The following is a 26,551-nucleotide window of genomic DNA, read 5'->3' on the forward strand; positions in this document are numbered from 1 at the left end:
AATCCGCCTCAGTTTTGAGGCGGACACAATTAGTTAGAATGATACATAACGTAATGGATTCACGGCACTTGGTCCAGATGCAGACCAGCTTCCTATATGCATTTCAAAATGGAGGTGAGGCCCGGTCGATGCGCCTGTAGTTCCAATTTTCCCAATGAATTCGCCTTTAGAAACTTGCTGACCAGCACTTGTATTAACGCTGGACAGATGTGCATAGACAGTCGTGAAAATCTGCCCATCAAATGAATGTGTCACCATGATGACATTTCCGTAAGTACCCATTGGTCCTGCATGGGAAACAACACCGTCTCCAGCCGATACAACTGTCGTTCCAGTACTATTCGCAATGTCGGCTCCACGATGTTGCCTTTGAGTGCCATAGATTGGATGCGTTCTCCAACCGAATGACGACGTGTATGTTCCGGAAGCGGGCTTCGTCCAATTACCACTCGATACGGGTGGTAGATAAGAGGACGATGACGATCCTCCGTTACCTTTATTTGCTGAGGCAGCAGCCTCAGCTGCTTTTCGTTTTGCTTCCGCTTTACGAGCAATTTCAAGTTTACGTGCAATTTCAGCCATACGTTTTTGCTCTGCTGCAATATTATTTTCAAGTTCTTTACTGACTTCATACGTTTCATGCAAATCAACTTCAAGCTTTACTTTTTCATTAGCTAATTTTCTTTGTTCAACTTCTAGCTCATCGATAAGCTTATTCTTATCAGTTTTCTGCGCTAAAAGAGACGACCTCAAGTTTTGAAGTTCTTTTTTATCGGCTTCCTGCTCAGCAAGCTTAGATTCGACAAGTGCTTTTTCTTCTTCAAGCTGCTCAATATCACTCTTTTGCTGCTCCATAATACTTCGGTCTGCATCCATTAAAGAATTGACAGCCGAAAAACGATCAATGAAATCTGCAAAACTATTTGCCCCGAGAAGAACGTCGAGATAGCTAACTTGTTCGCCTTTCACTTGCATAGCACGAACACGGTCACGCAAAACCACATCGCGCTCTTTAATTTTCTTTTCAAGTTCGATAATTGAAAGGCGCAGTGCATCAATTTCATTAGTTGTTTTATTTATTTGCCCGATAACACTATTAATTAGCTCATTAGATTCATTTATTTTAGCATTAAGCGCTAAAATTTGATCTGTAATTTTTTCGATTGATGTTTTTTTTGATTGAATTTCAGAATCCTTTTTACTAATTCCTGTTTTCAATTCACTTTTCTTCACATCAAGTAATTTCTGTTCTTTTTTCATGTCATCTAAAGGACTTGCCAAAACGCCTGCCCCACTAATAATCGTGGACAGGAAAACAATTGCGATTGTACCTGATAATAGCTTTTTGTATCTATTCAACTAAACCCAGTTCCCCTTTCAAACTCTCTCTATAATTCACACTTTAAGAAATTTACGAACAGACATAAAGCTGCCCCAAATACCTATAAAGATTCCCATGAACAGGATCAATCCGTTCAGCTGAAAAATAAATGGTGTTGTATTAAGCAGTTGGAACAGTTCTCCTTGCAATTTCGATTCCAAAAGTTCGAATAGCTTGTAATAGGAGATAGAAATGATGAGCATTGGAGCAATTGCCCCTAAAATACCCAGCCACATTCCTTCCAATAAAAACGGAATACGCACGAAGTTGTTCGTCGCTCCGACTAATTTCATAATCTCAATTTCTCTTTTTCTGGCAACGATTGTTATCCGTATCGTGTTCGAAATAAGGAACATCGCTGTGAATAACAATGCCAATATCAGCACAAGACCTACGTTACGACTTGCGTTCAATACTTTGAAGAGCTTTTCTACTTTTTCTTCGCCGTAAACGACATCGTATGTATAATTGTATGTCTCAATTTTCTTTGCAATAGTCGCCGTCTGTTGCGGGTCTTTCGCTTTTACGTAAAATGCATCTCCAAGCGGATTGCTCTGCTTATATAAACTAAGTTCATCACCGAATGATTGAATCATCTTGTCCAATTCTTCATCCCGCGACGAATAGACCACTTCGGAAATCCCTATTGTCGAGCGAACTTCCTCTTCTAACTCTTTAATTGCTTTTTCGTCTGCTGCAGGATCTGCAACGACTTTAATTTCCACATCATTCTCGATATTTCGCGCCAATTCGTTTAAATTCATCATAATCACGATGAATACACCAACAAGCAGAAGAGTGACAGTAACAGCGCTGACTGATGCAAATGTCATCCAGCTGTTACGACGAATGCTTTTAAAACTTTCGCGTATATGCCGCCCCAATGTTCTAGCCTTCATAGTACTCACCTCCGAGCTCATCCCGGGTGATAAGGCCGCCATCTATCGCGATGACTCGGTGTTTTATTGTATTAACAATTTCCCTGTTATGGGTGGCCATGACAATCGTCGTTCCACGAGCATTGATCTGTTCGAAGATCCTCATGATCTCCCATGATGTTTCAGGGTCGAGATTTCCCGTTGGTTCATCTGCAATGACAACTTTTGGTACATTGACGATTGACCTTGCAATGGAAACTCGCTGTTCTTCTCCGCCTGATAATTCATTCGGGAACATCCGTGCTTTTTGCGTGAGTCCGACAAGTGCCAGAACATCATTCACTTTTTTTCGAATTTCTGCCGGCGATGCTTCGATTACTTCAAGTGCAAACGCCACATTCTCGTAAACATTCAATTTAGGTAATAATTTAAAGTCTTGAAAGACGACACCAATCTGTCTCCGCAATTGCGGTACACGTTTGTTTCGTAATGTCGCAAGATTTACGCCATTAATGAAAATATCCCCGCTTGTTGGTGTTTCTTCACGATACATCATCTTTATGAACGTCGACTTTCCGGCACCACTCGGACCAACCACATAAACGAATTCGCCTCGGTCAATCTCGATGTTAATACCATTTGCTGCAACGACGCCGTTTGGATACTTTTTGTAGACATTTTTCATCACAATCATTCTAAAACCACCTGAATATTTTTGTCTCTCTATTTTTCCAACAGCCCCATTATAACACGATTCACATATCTAAATATTACAGTTGTGTTTCAATTAACTTTTTGTATATTAAGTTGTTAAACATAGACAATAGAACTGTTTTTAGCGTATTTATAAGAATAAAAGACTACTCTACTAACCTTAACATTCTACCTTTAGGGGGGAAATCCCTCTATTGCAGACAAAAATGTTTCAATTAGTAAATGATTTTATCAGCTGACAAAGAATGCCGTCGAACTTTGAGTGCTCACGGTGAGACTGGCATGACTAATCACAAAAACCGCCCCAGGCATATAGCCCAGCAGCGGTTTCTTTGTAAAAATTATTTTTTCTCAGCAAGCCATTTTGCGACTGCGCTAGCTTCTTCACCTTTGATAATTCCACCTGGCATACCACCGCGACCGTTAACGATTACGTCGTGGATTTCAGTTTCTGACAAGTGTCCACCGACTTTATCAAGTGCTGGAGCTGTACCTTGACCTTCAAGATTACCGCCGTGACATTGTACACAGCTTTTTTGCACAATTTTTTCTGGGTCAACTGCTGTTGTCCCTGTCGTTTCATCACCGTTCGCGTTTTTGTCCGTCTTATCACCGCCACATGCCCCAAGAACAAGTACTAGCAAAGCGCCAAGCAAAATCACTAAAAATTTGTTTTTCATTTTCTTACCTCCCATTTGAAATGTTGTAGTACAATCCTTAGTATACCGAAACTTCGCACGTTTAAATCATCAAATAACGACCCAATATTAGCAAAGCGATGACAAATACCGACGGGTCCGCTTTCATCACGATTTGTCTGAACTTCGTGAATTCAGTTATCGTACCACACCATACAACTCACCGATTTTAATTGTGCCTATATCATTTACTATACACATATCCCATGCTTCCAAAACCTCAAGGACAACAATCCTATTTTCTCCAGTTAAATCCAAAAAGAAAAAGCACACCGAAGTGCACTCCTCTTCATTCAAATTTATTAAGAAATGCGTGACCGCAAATAAGCATTGATGAACAAATCAATTTCGCCGTCCATTACCGCACTGACGTTTCCTGTTTCTGCACTCGTCCGGTGATCTTTTACCATGGAATACGGATGGAAAACATACGAACGGATCTGGCTTCCCCAACCGATTTCTTTTTGATCTCCGCGGATTTCAAGAAGACGTGCTTCTTCTTCTGCGACTTTGATCTGGTAAATCTTCGCTTTCAATAAATTGATTGCGCGATCCCGGTTTTTAATTTGTGACCGTTCTGTCTGACATGTAACGATTGCTCCTGTCGGTAGATGCGTCATACGGACTGCCGAATCTGTCGTATTGACGTGCTGTCCGCCCGCTCCACTTGAACGGTACGTATCGATTTTGACGTCTTCCATTTTAAGGTCAATGTCAACTTCGCCTTCAAATTCCGGCATTACTTCAATTGAAGAGAATGACGTATGACGGCGGCCTGACGAGTCAAACGGAGAAATTCGAACGAGACGGTGAACGCCTTTTTCAGCTTTAAGATAACCATATGCGTTATGGCCTTTAATCGACAGCGTCACAGATTTCACGCCAGCTTCATCACCAGATTGATAGTCGAGCGTCTCGACTTTGAAGCCGCGACGTTCTGCCCAGCGCGTGTACATGCGAAGCAGCATAGAAGCCCAGTCCTGAGATTCCGTACCGCCTGCACCCGAGTGAAGTTCAAGGACCGCATTATTACCATCGAATTCATCACTCAGAAGCATTTGCAATTCGAATGCTTCCAGCTTCTTCTTGAATCCTTTTAACTCTACTCCAAGGTCTTCTTGCATCTCATCATCGTTTTCTTCACGCAATAGTTCGAGCGTCATTTCAAGATTTTCTTGTTCATCAGACAACTCCGTGTACTCGCCAACAACGTCTTTCAACGCATTCGACTCGGAGATTACTTTCTGTGCCCCATCCTGGCTATCCCAGAATCCTGGCTCCAGCATTGCTTCATCTAACTCTTGGATTCTTGCCTCTTTGTTTTCTAAGTCAAAGAGACCCCCTGAAGTCCGCTAATCTCTTAGCTGAATTGTCGAGCTCGTTGCGTACATCGGATAATTCCATCATAATAATTTCCTCCTGAATTTGGGTGCCCGGCAGCTTATGCATTCCCGTGGCAGTTTTTGAACTTTTTCCCGCTACCGCATGGACATGGATCGTTACGACCGATGTTAACTGCGCGGCGCAATGGTTTCTTGCGCACTTGCTCGCCATCCTCTTTCGGATTAACGGCCTGTGCTTTAACAACTTCTTCACGTTCAAGATTGTTGCGGATTTCTGCTTTCATCACGTATTTCGCTGAATCAGCTTCAATTGACGCTACCATTTCCTCGAACATTGCAAACCCTTCAGCTTGGTACTCACGAAGCGGATCTGACTGACCATATGCACGTAAATGGATACCGTGACGCAATTGATCCATCGCGTCAATATGATCTGTCCATTTCGAATCAATGGCACGAAGCAAGACGACTTTTTCGAATTCGCGCATGCGCTCTTCCGACATTTCCGCTTCCTTCTCATCATATCGTTCAGTAACTGCATCTTGGATCAACGACGTTAATTCCTCAATCGATTTCCCTTCCATATCCGCAATTGTTACGCGTCCTTCTGAAAGCAGGTTAGCACCTAAGAAATCTTCGAGTCCTTTTAAATTCCAATCGCTTGCTGTTTCTTCCGTCGTATGAATTACAACGGCATTTGCGATAACATTCGATAGCATTTTTTCTAGTACTTCACGAATGTTTTCTGACTCCAGAATTTCATTTCGTTCTTTGTAAATAATTTCACGCTGGAGGCGTAATACATCATCATACTGTAGCAAACGTTTTCGTGCATCAAAGTTATTACCCTCTACCCGTTTCTGAGCAGATTCAACCGAACGCGACACCATTTTCGACTGGATTGGCGTCGTGTCGTCCATACCAAGTTTCGTCATCATCGACTTCATTTGGTCCGAACCGAAACGGCGCATCAATTCATCTTCAAGTGATAAATAGAACTGCGTCACACCCGGGTCACCTTGACGACCGGAACGTCCGCGTAACTGGTTATCGATACGGCGCGACTCATGGCGTTCCGTACCAAGAACAGCCAGTCCTCCAAGTTCCTGCACGCCTTCTTCAAGTTTAATATCCGTACCACGACCCGCCATATTCGTCGCGATTGTAACTGCACCTTTATGACCGGCTTCCAAAATAATTTCCGCTTCACGACTGTGATTTTTTGCATTTAAAACACTATGCTTCACGCCGTATTTCGTTAAATACTTCGAAATGATCTCAGACGTTTCAATCGCTACCGTTCCGACAAGGACAGGTTGCCCTTTATCATTCCGTTCTTTAATATCTTCCGCAACCGCTTTGTACTTACCTTCCATTGAAGAATAGATAAGATCTGCACGGTCATCACGGACAAGCGGACGATTCGTTGGAATGGCAATGACGTTCATGTTGTAAATATTACGGAATTCTTCTTCTTCCGTTTTCGCAGTACCCGTCATACCTGAAAGTTTGTCGTACATCCGGAAATAGTTCTGGAATGTAATTGTCGCCAGTGTCATCGTTTCATTCTGAACTTCCAGGCCTTCTTTCGCTTCAATCGCCTGATGGAGTCCATCACTGTAACGACGTCCTTTCATAAGACGTCCTGTAAATGAATCGACGATGACGACTTCGCCTTCCTGGACAACGTAATCGACATCGATATGCATGCTCGCAAATGCTTTCAACGATTGGTTAATCGCATGGTTAAGCGTTACGTGCTGCAGATCGAATAGGTTATCGATGCTGAACGCGGCTTCAGACTTCTCGATACCACTTTCCGTCAGGACGACACCCTTCGTCGACTCATCATATGAATAATCTTCTTCTTTTTTGAGTGACTGTGTAAATTTATTCGCCATACGATACAGTTCTGCCGCTTTTGCAGCTTGTCCTGAAATGATTAGTGGTGTACGCGCTTCGTCAATTAAGATTGAGTCAACCTCGTCTATAACTGCGTAGAAAAGCGGACGCTGTACTTTATGTTCATTATAAAGCACCATGTTATCACGCAAGTAGTCGAAACCGAGTTCGTTGTTCGTGCTGTACGTAATATCCGCACTGTACGCTTCCCGTTTCTCTTCTTTCGATAAACTATTTAAGTTCAGACCGACTGAGAAACCGAGAAACTCAAAAAGTTGTCCCATTTCCAGCGCATCACGACTCGCAAGATATTCGTTCACTGTTACAACGTGCACGCCTTTGCTGGCAAGCGCGTTCAAATAAACTGAAAGCGTAGACGTCAATGTCTTCCCTTCACCAGTTTTCATCTCCGCGATATTGCCTTCGTGTAAAGCGGCTGCACCAATAATTTGCACACGGAATGGATACATGCCAAGAACACGCTTCGATGCTTCACGAACGACAGCAAACGCTTCAGCTTGAAGGTCTTCAAGGGTTTCTCCTTTTAAGAAACGTTCTTTGAATTCATCCGTTTTCGCTGTCAGCTGTTCATCCGAAAGTTGTTCCATCTGTGTTGCGAGCGCTTCGACCTTATCCGCAATCTTGTCAAGACGCTTCAAATCCCGTTTATTCATATCAAACATTTTATTCAATACGCTAAGCATTCAGGTCACATCCTCATTAGGTTCACCCTCCATTTTAACACTGTGAATTGCACGGTGCAAATGGTCTTGCTAAAAGTCAATAGAGAAATTTATTTTTGCAGGGTTGTAGCGGGTTTATGCGTATAAAATAGAGGTTTGCGTGGTTGTAGTTGTTTATGCGTGCCACCACTCTGTCAGTAATCGAAAAAGACCCATAAGCAGTAGTACCGCTTAAGAGTCTTTTTTGAGTATCTATTCAGCTTGTTTCGATTACGCCATATTTACCATCGCTTCGTTTATAAACAATGTTTGTACCGTCGGAATCCGAATCTGTGAAGATGAAGAAATCGTGGCCCAGCATGTTCATTTGAAGAATCGCTTCTTCTTGGTCCATCGGTTTTAGATCGAAATTCTTTGTACGGACGATTGCAAATGCCTGATCCTCTTCAAGAGCAGATTCGCCGTTTTTTTCTTCGCTTTTATTCACAGAGGCGAAGAATGCTGCAACGCCTTCGCGTTCGCGGAACTTACGGTTTACTTTAGTTTTATATTTGCGAATTTGACGCTCTAACTTGTCGACAATCAAGTCAATAGCTGCATATAAATCGTTATGACGTTCTTCTGCACGTAGTGTCAAATTTTTCATTGGAATTGTTACTTCCACTTTAGTCTGTTTATCATTATACACTTTCAAATTCACATGAGCTGTTGCGTTCGTTCCTTCTGAGAAGTATCTTTCGAGTTTCTGGACTTTCTTCTCGACGTGTTCACGAATAGCCGGAGTTACCTCAAGATTTTCACCGCGGATATTAAAGTCTAACATACGAACTCCTCCTTTAGTTAACCTATACAGTACACTTCTACACATTCCCCATAAAGTCCTTCTAAAAACATTTAGAAAATTAAATATTTTGTCGCTTGGTGACGAATTAGTTAAAAAACCACATTTAATCTTCCGTTGTAGCGCTAACCGAATCGATTTCGGAACGTCTGCGTAGTTTCAGCTCTTCCACAATTAACTGTTCAATTGCTACGTCTTCTTCAAAATCATAACCGTACATATATCCCCCACTATATGGCTTCTTCCATACAATTACGCCTTGTAGGTCAATTAATTTTTCATAAAGTGTGAATTTGATATGCAAACGTACAGATTCACGTTCAAGTGGAATATCGAACTTCGTAAAAAGTTTTGCGCCACCTGGACTTATATCAATGAGATGACATTCACCTGGACTCGATTCTACATCCGTCCCATTCTCAACGACAATTCGGAATTCAGCTTCAAGCGGTTTCCCAAATGTGTACCTAAAATATTCAGTTCGTTTATATAGCATCTTGCTCACTCCGTTCCATCGCACCGCAATGTGTTTTTACTATCATAACAGATGAGCAAGTTTTTCAACGAACTTCTGCCAAGCTTTTCGTTCGTCGCCTGGCCACATCCAGCGTCGTTACAATTTGCTCATTGTCTGCCACCGTTTCATGAATCGTCGCGTTTACTTCTTCCAGCGATGCACTCGATTCCGTCAGTAAGTCAGCAAATGAGCTTGTCATACGCCCGATATCTGTCGCCTCTTTCGTAATCGAAGCCATTTTGTCGTCAAACATCCCGAATTTCCGGTGAAGGTCACTTAATGTGTTGTGCATCAACCCTATTTTCACTTCAGCGTCCACCGACAACGCTGCCTGTGTAACGAGTTTTCCCGTACTGCCCGCCAAATTATGACGCGAGCGATCATTCATAGTATTGACATCTTCCAAATTGCCATTTATTTCACTCAATGTCACCGCTGTCAGTCCAGCAAGTTTCCTAATTTCATCCGCAACAACCGCAAATCCTTTACCGTGCTCTCCCGCTCGCGCCGCTTCAATCGACGCGTTCAATGCTAGAAGATTCGTCTGCCCCGTAATCGTCTCAATTGACTTGGCAAGCGCATTCGTCTTCTCGATATTTTCCGTAAGCGCATCAAATGACCCGTTCAAATCAGTAAGATAGGATTCCACTTCTTCCATACCCTGACGTAAATTTTGCATTAGCTCCACCATGTCAGCAGATTCAGCGCGCAGACTAGCCGTGGCTTCATTCATAATCCGCGTTTCCTTATGCATGTCAGCTACATCGTCTTGCGTTCGCTCCGCATTTTCTGCGATTTTCGCAATTTGCGATGCTTCTTGCTCAACACTTGCTGAAACGCTGTCCATAATTGTTAGCAATTCTTTCTGTGCTTGTAAATGACGTCCAGCCGTCTCGCCAATCGTCGTCAAATCAGCTGCAACCTGTTCAACCCCTTCATTCAGCGAACGGTGCTCGTTCGCTTCTAGAAGCCTATGTGCTGCCTGCTCAACCGTAAATAGATCGACTTGCGCTTCGAGCTTTTTCGTCTGTTTTATTTGGATGAACAGCCCCACCGACATCAAGATCAGCACAAGTGCCAAACTGCCTTTACTCGCTACTATTTGTTCCTGATAGGGATAATTCGTTAAAAATACGCCCATAACAACAAGAGATAGTGCAAAACCGTATGTCATAATCCGCATTGATAAATGAACACTTGCAATACCTGCCATAAAAAAAGCGATTCCTGCTGTCGCAACGGAAGGTTCCCCTACGACCCCGTTCAATATCGCCGCAAATCCTGTCACCCCAAGAACAACCCACGGAAACATTTTTTCAAAAATAGCGACCTTTTTCGACAATCCAAAAAACAACAGTGTGACGACGACGGGTATTGCCATACTCGCCGTCTTCATCAGCCCTTGTCCCGTAACAAAATAAAAAATCAAACCGACGAAACTAGAACCACCAAGCGTCACAAATAGAATGAAGTTCTTATTGGCAAATTCCTTCTGCCGAATCGTGTCCACATTGTTCATTCAGAATTCCCCCAAGAAAGTTCTGCCTATATAATCTATACTACTTCCGAATGATTGAATTATCAATTTATAAAGAAGTGAAAAAAGCGGAATGGCAACCTAAATCCACCGTATTTTTTTGCACGATTGAGCATATAAATTTGGCTACTAATCATATACAGCTCGCGACCGAACATATATCCGCGCGACCGGGCATATTCATTCGACTACCGATCATATTATCCACACGACCGGGCATATTCACTCGCCAACCGAGCATATAATCCGCGCGACCGAGCATATACATTCGCTAACAGATCATATAATTCGCACGACCGAGCATATTCACTCGCGAACCGATCATATAATCCGCGCGACCGAGCATATACATTCGCCAACCGATCATATAATCCGCACGACCGAGCATATTCTCTCGCTAACCAATCATATAATCCGCACGACCGAGCATATTCACTCGCTAACCAATCATATAATCCGCACGACCGGGCATATTCACTCGCCAACCGAGCATATAATCCGCGCGACCGAGCATATACATTCGCCAACCGATCATATAATCTGCACGACCGAGCATATTCTCTCGCCATCCAATCATATAATCCGCGCAACCGAGCATATACATTCGCCAACTTATCATAAATAACGCACGACCGATCATATAAATAGCTCACAACCTCCGCACCATAAGTCTATGCGCTGAGTGTCACCTTCCAAAGATTATCCACAGGCCAATAATTTTATAAATTCCTATGCTCCCAAAAAACGGGGCAAAATTGCTTCAACTTCTAATCCGAACGGCTTCCTCATGCGTTTCATGGATATATGTAGCGATTTGTTGCTGTTCTTCTGTCAAATCAGTCAGCGTAGCATTCAACTCTTCAACGGCCGCGGTACTCTGTTCAACAACCGCAGCAAAATCCATCGTGCGCTCTTGAATTAATGCACTGTCTACCGTAATCTTGACGAAGTCTTGGATGAACGTTGATAATTCTTGCTGCAATTTCGTCATCGTTTCAAACAAATCCCTAAATGACCCACTTGAATCGTCCGCTAATGCTCTTTGCATCACGACTTGCTGCAACCCATCTCCAAGCTTTTTAACCGCTATTTCATTAGTACTATTCAACTCTATTAAGTTGATGTCAATTTTAGTTAACGTCTCTTTTGTGAGACCAGCTAATTTACGAATTTCTTCTGCGACTACCGCAAATCCTTTTCCGTGTTCACCTGCACGCGCCGCTTCAATTGAAGCATTCAGTGCAAGTAGATTTGTCTGTTCTGTTATCGCTTTAATCGAACTCGCAAACACATTCGTCTCCTCGATCTTGCCCGATAACATGCTAAAGGCTTCATTCAGATCAGTAAAGAACCCGGAGAATGAATCGATGCTTTCCTTCAAGCTAGCTATTTTCACGGTTCCATCTTCTGCTTTGCGACCCGCTTCATTCGCCTGAATGACAACAACGCCCAACCCTTCTGAAATGATTTGGACAGACTCGTGAGTTCGTTCTGCATTTTCCGCAATGTCCGAAATATGATCTGCTTGATGTTGACTGCCTACACTCACTTCATTGACAGCAGCGAGCATTTCTCGTTGCGACACCCCAGATATCTCCGTGTTTGAACGAAGGTATGCAAGATTCGTTGTAATCTTTCCAACCGCTACGTCAAGACGCGCAGCAAGGGCTTCCTCCTCACGTACCTTTGTCTCTGTTAGCTCAACAAGTTTTTCAATATGCGTGAATACCCGCCCATTTTGACGAACAAGAAGGAATAAGATGATGCCTGACAAGAAAAAAAGAATGACAAGATTCTTCCCGCTCTCCCCTACAAGTTCCGGAGCCGTAAACATTAAATTATTTATCATAATCGCAATCAGACTCAACACAAAACCAAATACCATAATCCGCATCTTCCCATGAATTGAACCAAGAATTAAAAGGAGAACAATAATGCCAATCGTCCCAAGATTCGCTTCCGAGAAAAAGATTACCCCCATCGCAATAGCAAAATTTAAAACGAGCAATAAGTATGGCAAAATCCGTGATAGCATTTCAATTTTAGTACTAAGAAAATAGAAAAGAATAGCGAATACAAAAGGAATTGCAACAGACAAAAGAATAGCCATTGGCGACCGCTGAATAAGTTGGGCAATTAAGCCGAGTCCCGCAGCAAGTGCAAATCCAATAATCATAATTTGGTTTTTCCGAAGCCAATCTTGTCGCTTTAATTGATTAATAGTCATTAATAACGCCTCCTTGAAAATCAATTGTTTTTTCAATATACAAAAATATCAGTATGTAAAATGTATCATTAATGAATAGCCATTCACATGAGCTTAAATAACTAATTTACCTTGTTATGGATAACTGAAAAAGTCGGAAAGCAAATTTCATGCTTTCCGACTTTTTCACGATCATATGTCAATTCTTAATTTGAACTGCTTCCTTCTATGTTTCATTGATATACACTGAAATTTGTTGTTGTTCTTCAGTAAGTTCTGTCAGCGTGCATTCAACTGTTCAATTGCTGCTGTACTCAGTTCAAAATAGAAAAACTCGGTAGACAAAAGCGCTCTACCAAGTTCTATTTATTGCTTCGTATCGTAAAACGTACCATCACGCGCCACATTACTATAGGGATTAAGATAGTTTTTCATATTACCTTTTTTCGATTGAGTATCCGAGATATCTAGGCGAATTCGTTTTCTAAACAAGTCTAATTTCTTCTGAACATCGGCTTCCATGGTAACGAGTTCCTTGCCGAACGCTTTCTCTTCAGCCGTAAACGGCGCAGCAATATGCGGTTGCAGCTTATCACGATCATCTAGAAGGCCTTCGATACTCAAAATCGTTTTATCGCGTTGCTCTTCTGAAGTATGTTTCGCCGTCAATGCCAACAACTTCATCGTGACATCACGCCAAACAGTCATTGCGGGCCGAATCATATTTCATCCACATCCGCATACTGTTTCTGCCGATTGATTTGAATAACCTGCTTCCAAGTATCGCGAAACTCCGTAATGATGGCAGATGCTTCATCAAAAAGAGTGCTATCGTTTTTTATATTGCCGTCTACCAACCGGCTATTTGCAAACTCATATAACACAAGCATGTTTGCAGCGACGGGGTAGGACTTGTCGAGGGTTAGCATCAGTTCTGAAATGATAGCCTGCGCTTTTTGAATCGACTTGTTCTTTTCTTCAATATTATTTTCTTTCAATGCTCTTTTCCCTTGCTGAATGAATTTCAAACAGCCATTGTATAGCAAAAGTGTCAGTTCACCAGGTGTCGACGTATTAATCGAGTTGTTCTGATACGTTGCATATGGATTGTTTATAGCCATTTTATATCTCCTTTTGTACTACTTACTATTTTTACGAACTGCCAAGTTTTCTTTGCAACTGCTTACCATCAGATCCCTCAACCTGGCCACTCAATGCACCACGCATCTTCGTCAACATACTCGAAATCGTTGGATTGTTGCGAAGCGTTATACTCACCGCTTTTTCTTCTCATAGCTATATTTCATTTTCCTTCATATCTTTCTTATGCTCAGCAAAAAGCGCTTGAACATCACAGTATAGAGGGCTCACGAATCTTGCATTCAATTCTTCTATCATATTGTTATAGTCGACCACAAATTGAACGGCATCCCAAATCACTAATTAGCTGGTCTGTATCCATTCCGGATGCCATTCACCAGTTCGCATACCCCTACATACCTTATGATCATATTTTTCGATCTACGAGTAAACCGACAAATTCACGCATTGCCGCATGGATATCCATCAATTTTTTAGATGGTATTTCTCGGATGACTTCGTCAGTTTTCGAATCCACAATAGTTACATAGTATTCATTGAGCTTTTCATGAAACTTGAAACGCAATTGTGTGCTCGCACTTTCCAAAAATGTGTTCATGCTGTCCGTCATTTGCTTCGCTTTATCCACCGGTAATTGTTGCTCTTGCTCAGCTTGCGGCTGTACTTTTTCTACAACTGCTTGCACTTGCACTACAGGTGCTGCTTTTCCCCCTGATACGCTTGCTTGATGCGTCGCGGTTCCCCCATCCATACGACTTACCATTCCCCAAACCTCCCTAGTACTTAACAACATTCATTATGATTTATATCGGCAAACAGATTAGGAAGTTGAGCAAATTGGGAATAAAAAGTATTGAATTCCCTTCATTCATGTTTATTCGTTCAATTGAAATCCTATCAATGCAATAACTTACTTTTCTCTATTTTAATAACAACCTAAACAAACCGAATTAGACGCCGAAGCATATATAGTAATCCACTTAACTGAAAGAGAAGGTGTAGTAAATACATGTTTAGATCAATTAAAACAAAAATCATCATGACGGTAATGGTGCTATTTCTCATCGGCGTATCCAGTATGACCTTCATTAGCAATTCGATAGTGAAAAATAATACCGAAAAAAGTATCATCGAATCAAGTGGTGCACTCACCAATGAAATGAGTTTTGCAATTGAGAACTTTCTTGGTCAGTACGAGAAAGGCATTGCACAACTCTCTACATCTCCTACAGTGACAGGATTTAAACTTTCTGACGAAGACTCTACAACAACCAATCCGATCACAGCACTTGAAACTGAATTCGGGAACTTCCTCAACTTCTATGAAGATGCCACATCCGTCTATTTGACACTTCCAACTAAAGAAATAATAATCATGCCTAATGCAGACCTCGGAGACGATTTTGATCCGACAACTCGAGAATGGTACAAAAATGCTGTTGAGCATCCAGACGTTGTTCAATGGTCGAGCCCTTACAACGACTCGGCTTCAGGTGAATTAGTCATCGCAGCCTCAAAAGCTGTGCAATTAAACGGGAAATTAATTGGGGTAATGAGCCTCGATATTCAACTTGGTGCATTAGCAGATAAAATCTCATCAAGTAAAGTCGGGTATGAAGGATATCCAATCCTACTCGATGCAGAAGGTATAGTTCTCGCCCACCCCGAAAGTCAAGGCGAGAACTATATGGATCAGGATTTCATAGCAGAAATGTACAAAGATGGTAACAAACAAGGTGATGTCCATTATGGCTACGGTGGCACAAACTATATAAACGTCTATTCCACAATACCGAAATTCGGTTGGAAAGTTGCCTCTGTCTATAATGAAAAAAACATCAATACCGCAGCAAATGACTTACGCAACTCAATGATTGTTGTCGCACTCGTCACCTTGCTAGTCATCTTCGCAGCACTCTATTTCATCATCAGTCGGACCATCAAACCACTAGGACAGCTAAACTTACTAATGGATTCCGTGTCAGAAGGTGATTTGACCGTACGCTCCGACGTCAAAACGAAAGACGAAATCGGTGAACTTGGCGATAATTTCAATACAATGATCGACAATATGAATGCCATTATCACAGTCGTCAATGGCTCTGCATCGAACGTCCGGGCAAGCTCCGAAAGTTTGAGCGCAGTTGCCGAAGAAACGAATGCATCAAGTGAAGAAGTTGCGCACGCAGTAACTGAAATTGCACATGGTGCTTCCAAATCTGCGGAAGATGCTGAAATCGTTACTGAAAAAGCGTATCTACTTGGCGAGCAAATTAACGAAATCACAACCAAGGCCGGCGTTATGTCAGATATCGCAACCAAAGCCGGTGAAATGAATACGAATGGCCAAGGCCAAATGCAACAGCTGAAACTGTCCTTCAACGACTGGGAAACGAATTTACAGTCCATGTCCGAAGTTATCGGTACACTTGAAGGTAAAGTGAATGCAATCGGTGGAGTCATGGAAACAATCACCCAGATTTCATCACAAACGAATCTACTTGCCTTGAACGCAAGTATCGAAGCAGCACGTGCAGGCGAACACGGTAAAGGTTTCGCAGTCGTTGCGGATGAAGTACGGAAACTTGCAGAACAATCTGCTCGTTCAACAGAAGAAGTAAAAGTCACCGTCCAAGAACTGCAAACAGAATCTAGACTGGTTTCTGAACAAATGAACGAGACACGCGAGAACTTCCAACGCCAGGGTACTGTCGTAACAGACACGGAAATCACTTTCGGAGAAATTTCGACATTGATGTCTGATATGCAAGACTCAATCGACGCGGTGTACGTAGAAATCCAGAAAGTCGCGACGCATAATGACGACGTCGCTGAAACAATCCAAACGATGGCAGCAACTTCACAAGAAACAGCCGCAGCCTGTGAAGAAGTAAGTGCTTCAACAGACGAACAACTTCGTGCGATTCAATCAGTGACAGATGCAGCGGAGACGCTGACGGAGTTGAGTGAGGAATTGAGTTTGGCAGTTAATCGATTTAAGGTTTAAGATGAAAAACCGCTGGTGAGTCGCAATCAATTTGCGACTCACCAGCGGTTTATTTTTTTATAGGCTACTATTTAATGTTGTTTTTTTTTCCTATACCGATTTAAGCCTAAATATGATGTAAGCCAAACCTGATACAGTCTTCATTAGTAGCCGACATGCCCGGTGGCCTGTGAAGATTCATAGGCATTATATTTAACCCAGTTACAGTGTGTCGCTACCGATAAAAAAACAATAACTAAATTTTTAATGCTCAAACCTCAGAGTTTTATATCCCCAGATGTTTCAATGACATATCCTATAGCCGATTCTAACTTATTGAGTGGATCGTAATTACGTAAATCTACAAAATCAAGACCTGTAATCGCTTCAATTTTTGAAATTGGTACTTGATACGTTTTATACTCACCATAAGCAAATTCCAAATCCTCAATAAGATTTTTTTGAGTCTGTAAATAAGCAGTTGCAGATAAATTCCCGTCTTTCTTAACTATGACAGCTATTTTCCAAAACTCTGCCGGTATCTGAACTCCTCTATAAATAATGTCATCCATCCGAAAAACGGGTCCCGTAAACACAGTCACTTTAAGATTTAAGTTTTCGGCATTGTCTAAAATATAATTCTCCAAATCCAGCCAGTTTTTTTGATTCAACTTACTTTCCTGTGGTGCACAATTTGTAAAATGAAACGTATCCTCATTTGCTTTTTTTGCTAAATCTCCCCAAACAGGATCACGCCGACGGACAAGATGTCCCCGATCAAGTGAATTATTTTTATATAATTCAGGTCCGCACTGGTACTCTGTTTCAATGCGAGAATCGAGATACCATTTGTCATTACGACCTATCTTCATCAATTGATTGCCGTCAATATTCACCACCGTATAATAGGCTAAACGGCGTGACTTGCTCATGACAATTGAAAAATGCGTGTAATTGAGCACATTGCTCCCATCCTTTAACTGAGCAATGTCCTGTTCAAGATCAGATCGGAACATCGGATGAGGAACTTCATAATCACTACCTAGAAATTGAGTGTCATAGCCGATTGAACCTTCATACCATGAATCACTTAACTTCTCGACTAGCACCTCTTCATGGCTAAGACCCGAGACTTCCCATCCCTTCATAATGTCCTTCATTAACAGTTTTTGATCATCACTCAAGTTGGTGCATTGCTTCATGACAAACTTGATAATACTACTTATACGAATCCCTTCATTGGCAATAAATTCAGTCCGGTTCTTTGGATCTGGAACGCCTGCATGGTGGAGGGAAATTACAATCCATTCATCATTATATACAGGTGAACCGGAGGATCCTGGCATGGTATCAGTTGAGTAGTGAATGTAATCGTCAAATACATCCATAATATGATTCTCTCTGATTGCTAAAGCTTTGGGTGCGCCCGAAGGATGTTGAATAATTGATACACATTCACCAACCAAGCCTTTACCCGTTTGCGGCATGAGAGGCAAGAACCCAAAATCGCTTAATTTTGTGCCTTCAGAAGAAACTTCCTCTATTGCGACTAATGTGAAATCAAGCTTTTGATCTGTTATAAAGAAACGCTCCGGTGTAAAACGAAAGCTTTTAATCGGACATTCACTTAGGTTTAGATCAATTTCATAATTGAATTGCGCTACACTGGCCTGAGCGGTATTGTAGTTTTCCAAAACATGATTATTTGTAAGCAATAATGAAGGTGAGACAAGAAAACCTGTAGCATGTCCAAGAACTCTGCCTATACGATCGCGGATCTCGATTCTACAGACTGGACTGGCTGCTTGTAAACCTGCTGCAAGATAAGAAATAGGGAGTAGATCATCTTGGCCAATAATACGTTCTATTGCAAGTCCATCACGTGGATCAATCATCGCTTTGCGAAATGCGACTCGTTCAGGCGTATCTACTTCTAAAGGATTTTTAGTTTGTAGTTCACTAGCGATTCTTTCACGTTCACTAGAACGAGCAATGTAACGCTTTAATGCTTGTTGTCGTTGCAAATCTTCCAGATCCATATTAAAATTCAAAGTCTTTTCAAGCCGTTTACTAGACATGGTTATCCTCCTTAAATTATAAAATCGAGTAATATAAGTTAACTAAGGATTTCCTTCAACTATACTTTTGGAATGTCTACGCTCACCTTATACATATATCTATAAGTTCAATTCACTAGAATTCTAATAGTTTTTACTATTCTAACATTTATGATATTTATTTCAAAGTTACTTTCTAAGGATTTTTTAATAGTATTTAAGACAAATAATCATCCGTTTATAACTTTAGTCATTCGAGACCCGTTTTCATTACCTTTTATCTGGTCCTTCTGATGGACAAGCACTGTTATCGATTAAAGGGTAAAGAAATATAAAAAATCGTTGTAGACATATTTGTGTCCGCAACGATTTTTATTTCCCCTTCTTATAGGAGCTGTATCTTTATTTTATAGTGTATAAAAACTGGTCTTCCAAACGAAAGAAGATGAATATCAATGCGACATACGAAATACTAATCAAATTCACTATCTGGTGAATTGACTACTTTAATATAGGTGTCTTTGCCAGTAATTTTTTTCTTATCAAGAAAGAAGCAACCGCCCCCCCCATCGGCAGACGTGTGGACAATTACTTCTTCCTTCTCGGCCAATCGCTTTTCTATCCAACTATTTACATAGTCGCAAGATGTGCAATATTGACCAGTATTACGTCCTTTAATATACCACTTTAGGTCTGATTGTTCAAATAATTAGTCTTTTTCATTGTATGTCATGTACAAATTATATGATGAATTCCCAACAGAAGTGCAATAACTCACTCTTAGTCACACTTGTTGAACTAGCTAACTTCATATTTAATTATTTATTAAAGATTTAACATGACTCAATTCGTATTCAGAGCATGTGCATTTAGTGCTTACCAGAACTCAATCGTTACTTAAAAATCCCTTATCATATGTAACTTGTACTACTAATCGAAAAATTTCTATTTGGTTCTAAACCACTCTAGTGACTAAGCGCTAAAGGGGTTTAGTCTTACATAAGGCTTCTGAATCGATTATTCAATTCATTAAATAATCGATTGGACTGAATAGTCAGATTATGGTATAATTTACTCGAGAGAAGTCTAAATTAATCTTTGGACCTCAACAGAGAAAGAACCTGTATTCAAGTAATTTTCTGTCGTAATTAGACATATACATATTGATTTCACATATACATAATAATAGGGCTCCTTATACTACTGTATAGCCCTATATAGACTACATCATGATTTTCGTTGGTTTACGGAAAATGTATGACGGATTGTTGAGCGCTTCCAATTGAAAGGAGGTGAATACCAATGACAACATACGAAATACTGACCTTACTCATTTCGCTATCTGGTGGATGGATTGCTTTTATGTCAGTGTCGTTGTCAGTTATCTTTTTCTTATCTCAAAAGAAGTAACCGCCCCCCATCGGCAGACGTGTGGACAATTACTTCTTTCTTCTCGGCCAAAAGCTTTATCTATCCAACCAGTTACACCGTTGTAAGATGACCAAAGTCGACTATGATTTTGTCTTACAGTTTATCATTGTAGGACTGAGTGCTCAAACACCCAGTCCTTTTTAATTCTATGCCACTTTTTTTATAATATGATGAATTGTCGACTGGAGTGCAATACTTTGTTGCTAGTTTAATTGCCAGTTCTAGAATTCTTCTTACTCAGTTATTTATCATAGATTAAGCTTGCACATATAGTCCCTACTACGAATCACTATGATGGTTCCGTTCAATCATAGTATGTAACAAGAACTACTAATAGAAACAAATAGTTTAAGATATTAACCGCAACAGTGACTAAATGCTAGTAAAATCTCTATTTAAGTAGATTTCTACTCATACAATGAGGAGGTATAAAATGGAGAACTTTGCTCATGTAATTCCATACGAAGTTGTTGATCATGTCACGGAGACCACTGAAGTTCCACCAGGTGTGGCATTAATTCAAGCACCCGCTATTTGGGGGGTAACAAAAGGAAAAGGTGTTACGATTGCTGTCCTCGATACAGGATGCGAAAGTAGCCACCCCGATTTACAACAACAGATTATAGGCGGTCGGAACTTCACGGACGATGATGGAAGCAATCCCGATATATTCCTTGATTACAATGGACATGGTACTCACGTTGCGGGCACGATTGCCGCACAACAAAACGGTATAGGCGTAGTCGGAGTAGCTCCTGAAGCTAGTTTGCTAATCGTAAAGGTATTGAATAGAAGAGGTTCAGGGCAATATGACTGGATTATCAAAGGTATCCATTATGCTATTGAACAAAAAGCAGATATTATCTCCATGTCACTAGGCGGTCCAAATGATTTGCCAGAACTTCATGCAGCCATCAAAAAGGCGGTCACTAACAATATCCTTGTAGTTTGTGCGGCTGGAAACGAAGGTGACGGCGACGATTCAACCGACGAATTCGCCTTTCCAGGCCGTTATAACGAAGTCATAAGTGTAGGTGCGATAAATGAAAAGCGTCACCCTACCGATTTTACCAATTCTCATAATGAAATCGATTTGGTTGCTCCGGGCGAAAAGATCCTCTCTACCTATTTAAACGGGCAATTTGCAACATTAAGCGGCACTTCAATGGCTGCACCTCATGTTTCAGGAGCACTAGCCCTCATCAAAGGATTGGTCAACAACAGTTTCGGTCGAGAACTTACAGAGCCAGAGCTCTATGCCCAGCTTATTAAAAGGACCGTTTCACTAGGATTGTCACCAAAGTTTGAAGGTAATGGTCTCGTTTATTTGACAGTCCTTGAACATTTGAGCGGTATATTTGAGAAGGAAAGTAGAGTGTTGGTTTTGAGTTCGCAGTGATTTAATAAAAGTGGTGCATTAGTATTTTTTTCATAAATCTATAATCAGCAAAACGCGGCCAGTGAATTCTGGACCGCGTTTTATTGACCAGATTAACGTAGCAGTTGAAGTTGAAGTTGAACTATTCTCTACCGAGGTCTATTTACTGTTTCGTATCGTAAAACGTACCATCACGCGCTACATTACTATAGGGATTAAGGTAGTTTTTCATATTACCTTTTTTTGATTGGGTATCAGAGATATCTAGGCGAATTTGTTTTCTAAACAAGTCTAATTTCTTCTGAACTTCCTCTTCTAATAAAACAAGTTCCTTACCGAACGCTTCTTCTTCAGCAGTGAACGGTGCGGCTATTAGCGACTGCAGCTTATCTCGATCATCGAGACGTGCTTCGATTTCAGTTATCGTCTCGTCTCGTAATACTTCATCTGCCTGATTCGCTAGCGTAACGAGTTTTTCCGTCACATCACGCCAAACCGTCATTGCCGGCCGAATCATATTTCATCCACATTCGCGTACTGTTTTTGCCGGTTAATTTGGATAACCTGCTTCCACGTATCGCGAAACTCTATCATAATAGCCGACGCTTCGTCAAACAATGCACTATCGTTTTTAATGTTACCGTGAATCAGTCTGCTGTTCGCAAACTCATACAAGACAAGCATATTTTTAGCAACGGGATAAGACGTATCAAGCGTCAGCATCAGCTCAGAAATAATGGCCTGTGCTTTTTGAATAGACTTGTTCTTCTCTTCCATATCGCCTTCTGCTAGTCCTCGTTTCGCTTGCTCGATAAACTTCAAACAGCCATTGTACAGCATAAGCGTCAGCTCACCAGGCGTCGATGTATTGACCGTGTTATTTTGGTACTTTGCATAAGGATTATTTATAGCCATTTAAATCTGTCTCCTTTACTCTCACTACTACGCTCAACCGCCACCAAGTGCACTCATGAGACCAGCCGACTGTGCATTTGCACGGTTAATGGCTTGTTCCATTGCCGTGAAGTTTTTCCACAAGCGATCTTCCACTTTTTTCATCCGGTCTTCAAAACGAACGATTTGCTCATCCATACTCTTTATTGTGTTACCAAGTGTAAACGAATCATTCCCGGAACCTGCACTTCCAGCAAGTTTTGAAATCGATTTTTGACCTTCATCGACGACCTTTTTAAAACGCTCTGCAAGACCTGTTTCATTCACACCTGTACCCGTTTTTGTGAAAAGCTCAGAAACTTTATTTGGATCCTCGGCAACCGACTTCCGAAGTTTGTCCTTGTCAATAATGAGTTTCCCATTATCCTTGTAATTGTTGGACGTAGTGATACCAATATCACTAAGGCGAATCGGACCATTCGTCCCTTCGACTGTACCATTTAATGCATCTCGCATCTTGTTCAGCATACTCGAAACTGTCGGGTCACTGCGAAGCGTCCCACTCATCGCTTTCTCTTCCCATAGTTTTATTTCATTTTCTTTCATATCTTTCTTTTCTTCAGCAGAAAGAGGGTGGAAGTCACGGTATTTCGATTCGCGAATTTTCCCATTCAATTCTTCAATCATTTTATTGTAATCGTCTACAAATTGAACGACCGAGTCCATAATTTTGTCTGTGTCTGAGGTTGAATTGAATGTCACATCACCTGTTGTGACTTGTTTTAAGTTAACTTCAAAACCACTAATTTGGAATGTATTTGACGAGCGTTCTGTTTTAAGACCGTTGAAAGTAAATTCGGCATTTTGACCTGGCTGACCGTCACCCACAAGACCAGTAACAGCAATCTCACCTTTACCACTATTCTTTGCAGTCATCGCAATTTGGCCGCTATGTGTATCATAGAATGCATTGACACCGGTCTCTTTATTTATTTTATTAAGCGCGGACTTTATTGTTTCTCCCGGTTCGAAAGTTACTGTTTTTACTTCTTTTGGATCCAATTCTCCCTTGGAATTAGGGACATTTATGGTAATAGAAGTCCCACTTATAAGTTTGCTTATTTCCGCACTCTCATCTAGACCTTTAGTCGCTTCCGTCCCCGTGCTCTGCCAAGTCGCTTGCGTAGCTAATTTCTCAACCGAAATCGTCCCCGAAAAATCCGATGTCGTGCTGATGCTCTTAATACTAACCGCATCCGGATTGGAGTTGCTCACATTCTTTGCCATGAATGCACCTTCACTCATCACTGTATCAGCTATTTTATAACTTGTTGCTTGTAAATTACGATTAATACTGCGGTAGTCATCCAATTGCCACTGTAGGAATTGCTTTTTCTGTGTAACTTTATCGAGCGGTATACGATTGGCCTTCATTAAATCCTTAATAATCGTTTCGGTATCCATTCCGGATGCCATTCCACCAATTCTCATAATGTTTCACACCTTCTCTTTAAATTTTTTTATCTACAAGCAATCCGACGAATTCACGCATAGCTGCATGGATGTCCAATAATTTTTTTGACGGGATTTCTCGGATCACTTCGTCCGTTGTCGAATCCACAATTGTCACATAGTATTCGTTAAGCTTGTCATGAAACTGGAATCGTAATTGTGTATTGACACTTCCTAAAAATGTGTTCATGCTGTCCGTCAATTGCTTCGCTTTGTCCGCTGGTAGTTGTTGTTCATTGTCCGCTTGTTGCTGTACTTTCTCCGCAACCGCTTGCTCTTGCACGACCGTAACTTCCTTGTCCGGCGCTTTTTTTTTAACTGAAACGCTAGCTTGATGCGTCGCGGTTCCCCCATCCATACGACTTACCATTCCTCAAACCTCCCTGTAGTTGAGAACATTCACTATGTTTTATATCGGCAAGCCCACAAGGAAGTTGAGTGAATTGGGAATAAAACGTATTGATTCTCCCCTGCGATTTTATATGCAATTTTGAATAACAGTCGGATCTTCTACAAGGAAATATCAATACCGATGACAAACATGCAATTGTCCCTCGACACAGTTTACGTAGAAATTCAAAAAGTAGTAGTCCACAAAGACAACATCGCCACAACCACCCAAAATATGGCAGGTTTTCCCCGAAAAACAGCTGCAGCTTGTGAAGAAATAAGTGCTTTGACATACGAACAACTTTTCGTGATTTAATCTGTAACGGATGTAACCCAAACATTGGATAAGTTGAGTGAGGTATTTGGTCTGACGGTTATTCGGTTTAAGGTTTAAATGGGGAAAGCCACTCTAGGATATGATTATCCTAGAGTGGCTTTTTTGTGCCCCCCACTGAACCTAGTGCAGGTGGTGTATTTTAACCCCCATTGAATGTGCCAGCTGCTGTCAACCGAACAGCAAAGGGTTTGGTTTATATAGTTTCTGCATCCTTTGCAGAAATCATACAATAAATGCAAAGGAATCACTCTTGGCGAATGATATCAGTAACTGGACACCAGAGTGACGAAGGTATTTCACCTTACTAGAGCTCCGAGTTCCTGTCACCATTCTCTATTGAAAAAGATACTTACACAATCTGTACGAAATTCATGTCAATGGAAATCAGTGACAGTCACTTGCCTGTTAACCTCTATACTTACAAAAAAACTCAGCCAAAGTGGACACGGACTGAGTTCTTTTTTATTTTATTCTATCGCAATGCCTTCAACATACTAACTCCTCACAAGCACAACCATATGCGCAAGCGTCGTATAACCATGCTCTTTCATCAGGTTTTCGACATTCTCCAAATAGTTTGCATTATGGTCGATGGTCTTCGAATACGATTGAACCAGCTTAATGACTAGTTCAACAGACAATCCCTCATGATACTTTGCCATTCCAATCAAGTGCAGCTTAATCATAGAAAAATTGATAATGAGCATTGCAAAGCTGTCTGTTACCGTTTTCTTATTGAACGGGAATAGATTCATAAACACATAGTTCACTAAATAATTCTCTAATATGTACGCATGATCCTCGAAAAATGGTTTATAATTCGTTTCATATACATTTTGATAGTGCTGAATCACTTCCGCGCCATCATGCTCACCATTCAAGCCAAGCCCCTTAACCATTTCATCAAAACATTCTATATACCGTTTACTAGATATTGGACTTGTCGTTCGGTATTTAAGCAGACTTTTACACAAATTTATTTGAAATGAAATATTTGAAGGTAGCTGACTAATAGATTCTATGAAAATTTTATTATCTATTTTTCTGTCAAACTCCTGTATAAGTGAGAGCAACTTTTCACTTTTATTACCCGAATCTAGTTCATCGAATTTTTTAAGAAATAATCCTAAAACAATCAATCGATTTTCAATCGAAATCGTTCGATTTTGCAACGTTCTGATCGTGAATATTCTCAGGTCCCAGAATAATTCTTGCTGTTCTTTCGACATGGAGTTCTTTTGTAAAAACCCTTTTGTATCACTTGGTTCCACTTCTTGAACAAAGTCAATACCTCTGTCATTCAAAAGGACAAGTCTCGCTACTTCAGGACAAGATAATGTTGCCGTTTTCTCGACTACCCCATCGACTATATTCAAGTTTCTCGGGTATACAGCACATGTATTCGATAAAAACTCGGGACCCAGTTCTTTTTGTATCTTACATAACCGATCTTCATCCAAAAGAGTACAGCTTTCTGCATCATCCATTTTTATTTTCGCATAGGTAGCATCCGAACCACCCGACCGATTGCGTGTCACATTTTCTTTCAAGAGTGGTTTCAATTCAGGGTGTTTCGTACCTCTGTATTTATTGAATGTATCTTTATCAACAATAACTCCCCAGCCTGCACAACATGTATCTTCGCAAGACGAACCGATACATTGGAACTGCTTCATATATTCAGGAAGTATGATTTCCCTCGTTTGTTTTTTCATAAGCTCACACATCCCTAGATCTATTGTATAGACTCGAGTTTTAATTTTCA

23 protein-coding genes are annotated in these 26,551 nt (G+C 41.0%); 2 read left to right on the forward strand and 21 right to left on the reverse strand.

Features of this window, described 5'->3' with window-relative positions:
- Positions 1-33: 33 nt before the first annotated feature.
- The 15 genes from FQ087_RS11215 to flaG (FQ087_RS11280) all read right to left on the reverse strand — a co-directional run bounded on the left by FQ087_RS11215 (position 34) and on the right by flaG (FQ087_RS11280) (position 14,564).
- On the reverse strand, positions 34-1,359 hold the full coding sequence (locus FQ087_RS11215; protein ID WP_255452235.1) for a murein hydrolase activator EnvC family protein: 1,326 nt from the start codon (positions 1,357-1,359) through the stop codon (positions 34-36).
- Positions 1,360-1,395: 36 nt separating this feature from the next.
- Positions 1,396-2,280: a permease-like cell division protein FtsX gene (ftsX, locus tag FQ087_RS11220; protein ID WP_149580522.1), complete on the reverse strand. Its 885-nt coding sequence runs from the start codon at positions 2,278-2,280 to the stop codon at positions 1,396-1,398.
- Positions 2,270-2,953: a cell division ATP-binding protein FtsE gene (gene ftsE / locus FQ087_RS11225; RefSeq protein WP_149580523.1), complete on the reverse strand. Its 684-nt coding sequence runs from the start codon at positions 2,951-2,953 to the stop codon at positions 2,270-2,272. Before ftsE ends, ftsX begins: the two co-directional genes overlap by 11 nt.
- Positions 2,954-3,314: 361 nt before the next feature.
- The gene (gene cccB, locus FQ087_RS11230) at positions 3,315-3,653 is read right to left on the reverse strand and encodes a cytochrome c551 (RefSeq protein WP_149580524.1); all 339 of its coding nucleotides are present in this window, start codon (positions 3,651-3,653) and stop codon (positions 3,315-3,317) included.
- 320 nt (positions 3,654-3,973) lie between these two features.
- A protein-coding gene (gene prfB / locus FQ087_RS11235) for a peptide chain release factor 2 (RefSeq protein ID WP_149580853.1) occupies positions 3,974-5,075 on the reverse strand; the annotation gives its coding sequence in 2 pieces (ribosomal slippage) (positions 3,974-5,002 and positions 5,004-5,075; 1,101 coding nt in all).
- 37 nt (positions 5,076-5,112) lie between these two features.
- Positions 5,113-7,620, reverse strand: a complete 2,508-nt coding sequence (secA, locus tag FQ087_RS11240) for a preprotein translocase subunit SecA (RefSeq protein ID WP_149580525.1) — start codon at positions 7,618-7,620, stop codon at positions 5,113-5,115.
- A 235-nt stretch (positions 7,621-7,855) separates the two neighbouring features.
- Positions 7,856-8,422: a ribosome hibernation-promoting factor, HPF/YfiA family gene (hpf, locus tag FQ087_RS11245; protein ID WP_149580526.1), complete on the reverse strand. Its 567-nt coding sequence runs from the start codon at positions 8,420-8,422 to the stop codon at positions 7,856-7,858.
- A 124-nt stretch (positions 8,423-8,546) separates the two neighbouring features.
- Positions 8,547-8,936, reverse strand: coding sequence for a PilZ domain-containing protein (locus FQ087_RS11250; protein ID WP_149580527.1), 390 nt, complete (start codon positions 8,934-8,936; stop codon positions 8,547-8,549).
- A gap of 64 nt (positions 8,937-9,000) precedes the next feature.
- Positions 9,001-10,476 carry a methyl-accepting chemotaxis protein gene (locus FQ087_RS11255; protein WP_149580528.1) on the reverse strand — a complete coding sequence of 492 codons (1,476 nt, stop codon included), beginning with the start codon at positions 10,474-10,476 and terminating at the stop codon, positions 9,001-9,003.
- A gap of 457 nt (positions 10,477-10,933) precedes the next feature.
- Positions 10,934-11,134, reverse strand: a complete 201-nt coding sequence (locus FQ087_RS22740; protein WP_149580529.1) for a hypothetical protein — start codon at positions 11,132-11,134, stop codon at positions 10,934-10,936.
- A 120-nt stretch (positions 11,135-11,254) separates the two neighbouring features.
- Positions 11,255-12,721 carry a methyl-accepting chemotaxis protein gene (locus FQ087_RS11265; RefSeq protein ID WP_149580530.1) on the reverse strand — a complete coding sequence of 489 codons (1,467 nt, stop codon included), beginning with the start codon at positions 12,719-12,721 and terminating at the stop codon, positions 11,255-11,257.
- Positions 12,722-13,066: 345 nt separating this feature from the next.
- A complete protein-coding gene (gene fliT, locus FQ087_RS11270) occupies positions 13,067-13,423 on the reverse strand; it encodes a flagellar protein FliT (protein WP_149580531.1) in 357 nt (118 codons plus the stop codon).
- A complete protein-coding gene (gene fliS / locus FQ087_RS11275; RefSeq protein WP_149580532.1) occupies positions 13,420-13,821 on the reverse strand; it encodes a flagellar export chaperone FliS in 402 nt (133 codons plus the stop codon). The genes fliT (FQ087_RS11270) and fliS (FQ087_RS11275) overlap by 4 nt, the downstream gene beginning before the upstream one ends.
- 31 nt (positions 13,822-13,852) lie before the next feature.
- A complete protein-coding gene (locus FQ087_RS23035; RefSeq protein ID WP_255452236.1) occupies positions 13,853-13,978 on the reverse strand; it encodes a hypothetical protein in 126 nt (41 codons plus the stop codon).
- A 229-nt stretch (positions 13,979-14,207) separates the two neighbouring features.
- Positions 14,208-14,564 carry a flagellar protein FlaG gene (gene flaG / locus FQ087_RS11280; RefSeq protein WP_255452237.1) on the reverse strand — a complete coding sequence of 119 codons (357 nt, stop codon included), beginning with the start codon at positions 14,562-14,564 and terminating at the stop codon, positions 14,208-14,210.
- 246 nt (positions 14,565-14,810) lie between these two features.
- Between flaG (FQ087_RS11280) and FQ087_RS11285 the strand changes: the two genes are divergently transcribed.
- On the forward strand, positions 14,811-16,808 hold the full coding sequence (locus FQ087_RS11285) for a methyl-accepting chemotaxis protein (RefSeq protein WP_149580533.1): 1,998 nt from the start codon (positions 14,811-14,813) through the stop codon (positions 16,806-16,808).
- Positions 16,809-17,065: 257 nt separating this feature from the next.
- On the opposite strand, the gene FQ087_RS11290 is transcribed toward FQ087_RS11285, so the two are convergent.
- A complete protein-coding gene (locus FQ087_RS11290) occupies positions 17,066-18,865 on the reverse strand; it encodes a DNA/RNA non-specific endonuclease (protein ID WP_149580534.1) in 1,800 nt (599 codons plus the stop codon).
- Between the two features lie 1,843 nt (positions 18,866-20,708).
- On the opposite strand from FQ087_RS11290, the gene FQ087_RS11295 reads away from it, so the two are divergent.
- Positions 20,709-21,674, forward strand: coding sequence for a S8 family peptidase (locus FQ087_RS11295; protein WP_149580535.1), 966 nt, complete (start codon positions 20,709-20,711; stop codon positions 21,672-21,674).
- Between the two features lie 142 nt (positions 21,675-21,816).
- Here the strand turns inward: FQ087_RS11295 and fliT (FQ087_RS11300) are convergent, their stop codons facing one another.
- From fliT (FQ087_RS11300) to fliB, 5 genes are all read right to left on the reverse strand, one after another.
- The gene (gene fliT / locus FQ087_RS11300) at positions 21,817-22,170 is read right to left on the reverse strand and encodes a flagellar protein FliT (protein WP_149580536.1); all 354 of its coding nucleotides are present in this window, start codon (positions 22,168-22,170) and stop codon (positions 21,817-21,819) included.
- Complete coding sequence (fliS, locus tag FQ087_RS11305; protein ID WP_149580537.1) at positions 22,167-22,568, reverse strand: flagellar export chaperone FliS; 402 nt, start codon at positions 22,566-22,568, stop codon at positions 22,167-22,169. The genes fliT (FQ087_RS11300) and fliS (FQ087_RS11305) overlap by 4 nt, the downstream gene beginning before the upstream one ends.
- 33 nt (positions 22,569-22,601) lie before the next feature.
- The gene (gene fliD, locus FQ087_RS11310) at positions 22,602-24,038 is read right to left on the reverse strand and encodes a flagellar filament capping protein FliD (RefSeq protein WP_149580538.1); all 1,437 of its coding nucleotides are present in this window, start codon (positions 24,036-24,038) and stop codon (positions 22,602-22,604) included.
- Positions 24,039-24,057: 19 nt separating this feature from the next.
- Entirely contained in the window at positions 24,058-24,429 is a 372-nt protein-coding gene (gene flaG / locus FQ087_RS11315) for a flagellar protein FlaG (protein WP_149580539.1), read from the reverse strand.
- An 851-nt stretch (positions 24,430-25,280) separates the two neighbouring features.
- The gene (gene fliB, locus FQ087_RS11320; protein ID WP_149580540.1) at positions 25,281-26,501 is read right to left on the reverse strand and encodes a flagellin lysine-N-methylase; all 1,221 of its coding nucleotides are present in this window, start codon (positions 26,499-26,501) and stop codon (positions 25,281-25,283) included.
- Positions 26,502-26,551: the final 50 nt, after the last annotated feature.

Source organism: Sporosarcina sp. ANT_H38, from assembly GCF_008369195.1.
In the GTDB taxonomy this organism is placed as follows: domain Bacteria; phylum Bacillota; class Bacilli; order Bacillales_A; family Planococcaceae; genus Sporosarcina.

Bases quoted from the DNA above. Each gene is read 5' to 3' on its own strand.
- fliT (WP_149580531.1), bottom strand. From the start codon at position 13,423: ATGATTCGGCCCGCAATGACTGTTTGGCGTGATGTCACGATGAAGTTG.
- FQ087_RS11265 (WP_149580530.1), bottom strand. From the start codon at position 12,721: ATGACTATTAATCAATTAAAGCGACAAGATTGGCTTCGGAAAAACCAA.
- secA (WP_149580525.1), bottom strand. From the start codon at position 7,620: ATGCTTAGCGTATTGAATAAAATGTTTGATATGAATAAACGGGATTTG.
- FQ087_RS22740 (WP_149580529.1), bottom strand. From the start codon at position 11,134: ATGATCGGTCGTGCGTTATTTATGATAAGTTGGCGAATGTATATGCTC.
- fliS (WP_149580532.1), bottom strand. From the start codon at position 13,821: ATGGCTATAAACAATCCATATGCAACGTATCAGAACAACTCGATTAAT.
- FQ087_RS11255 (WP_149580528.1), bottom strand. From the start codon at position 10,476: ATGAACAATGTGGACACGATTCGGCAGAAGGAATTTGCCAATAAGAAC.
- fliS (WP_149580537.1), bottom strand. From the start codon at position 22,568: ATGGCTATAAATAATCCTTATGCAAAGTACCAAAATAACACGGTCAAT.
- ftsX (WP_149580522.1), bottom strand. From the start codon at position 2,280: ATGAAGGCTAGAACATTGGGGCGGCATATACGCGAAAGTTTTAAAAGC.
- fliT (WP_149580536.1), bottom strand. From the start codon at position 22,170: ATGATTCGGCCGGCAATGACGGTTTGGCGTGATGTGACGGAAAAACTC.
- ftsE (WP_149580523.1), bottom strand. From the start codon at position 2,953: ATGATTGTGATGAAAAATGTCTACAAAAAGTATCCAAACGGCGTCGTT.
- fliB (WP_149580540.1), bottom strand. From the start codon at position 26,501: ATGAAAAAACAAACGAGGGAAATCATACTTCCTGAATATATGAAGCAG.
- fliD (WP_149580538.1), bottom strand. From the start codon at position 24,038: ATGAGAATTGGTGGAATGGCATCCGGAATGGATACCGAAACGATTATT.
- FQ087_RS11250 (WP_149580527.1), bottom strand. From the start codon at position 8,936: ATGCTATATAAACGAACTGAATATTTTAGGTACACATTTGGGAAACCG.
- hpf (WP_149580526.1), bottom strand. From the start codon at position 8,422: ATGTTAGACTTTAATATCCGCGGTGAAAATCTTGAGGTAACTCCGGCT.
- FQ087_RS11290 (WP_149580534.1), bottom strand. From the start codon at position 18,865: ATGTCTAGTAAACGGCTTGAAAAGACTTTGAATTTTAATATGGATCTG.
- flaG (WP_255452237.1), bottom strand. From the start codon at position 14,564: ATGGTAAGTCGTATGGATGGGGGAACCGCGACGCATCAAGCAAGCGTA.
- FQ087_RS11285 (WP_149580533.1), top strand. From the start codon at position 14,811: ATGTTTAGATCAATTAAAACAAAAATCATCATGACGGTAATGGTGCTA.
- flaG (WP_149580539.1), bottom strand. From the start codon at position 24,429: ATGGTAAGTCGTATGGATGGGGGAACCGCGACGCATCAAGCTAGCGTT.
- cccB (WP_149580524.1), bottom strand. From the start codon at position 3,653: ATGAAAAACAAATTTTTAGTGATTTTGCTTGGCGCTTTGCTAGTACTT.
- FQ087_RS11295 (WP_149580535.1), top strand. From the start codon at position 20,709: ATGGAGAACTTTGCTCATGTAATTCCATACGAAGTTGTTGATCATGTC.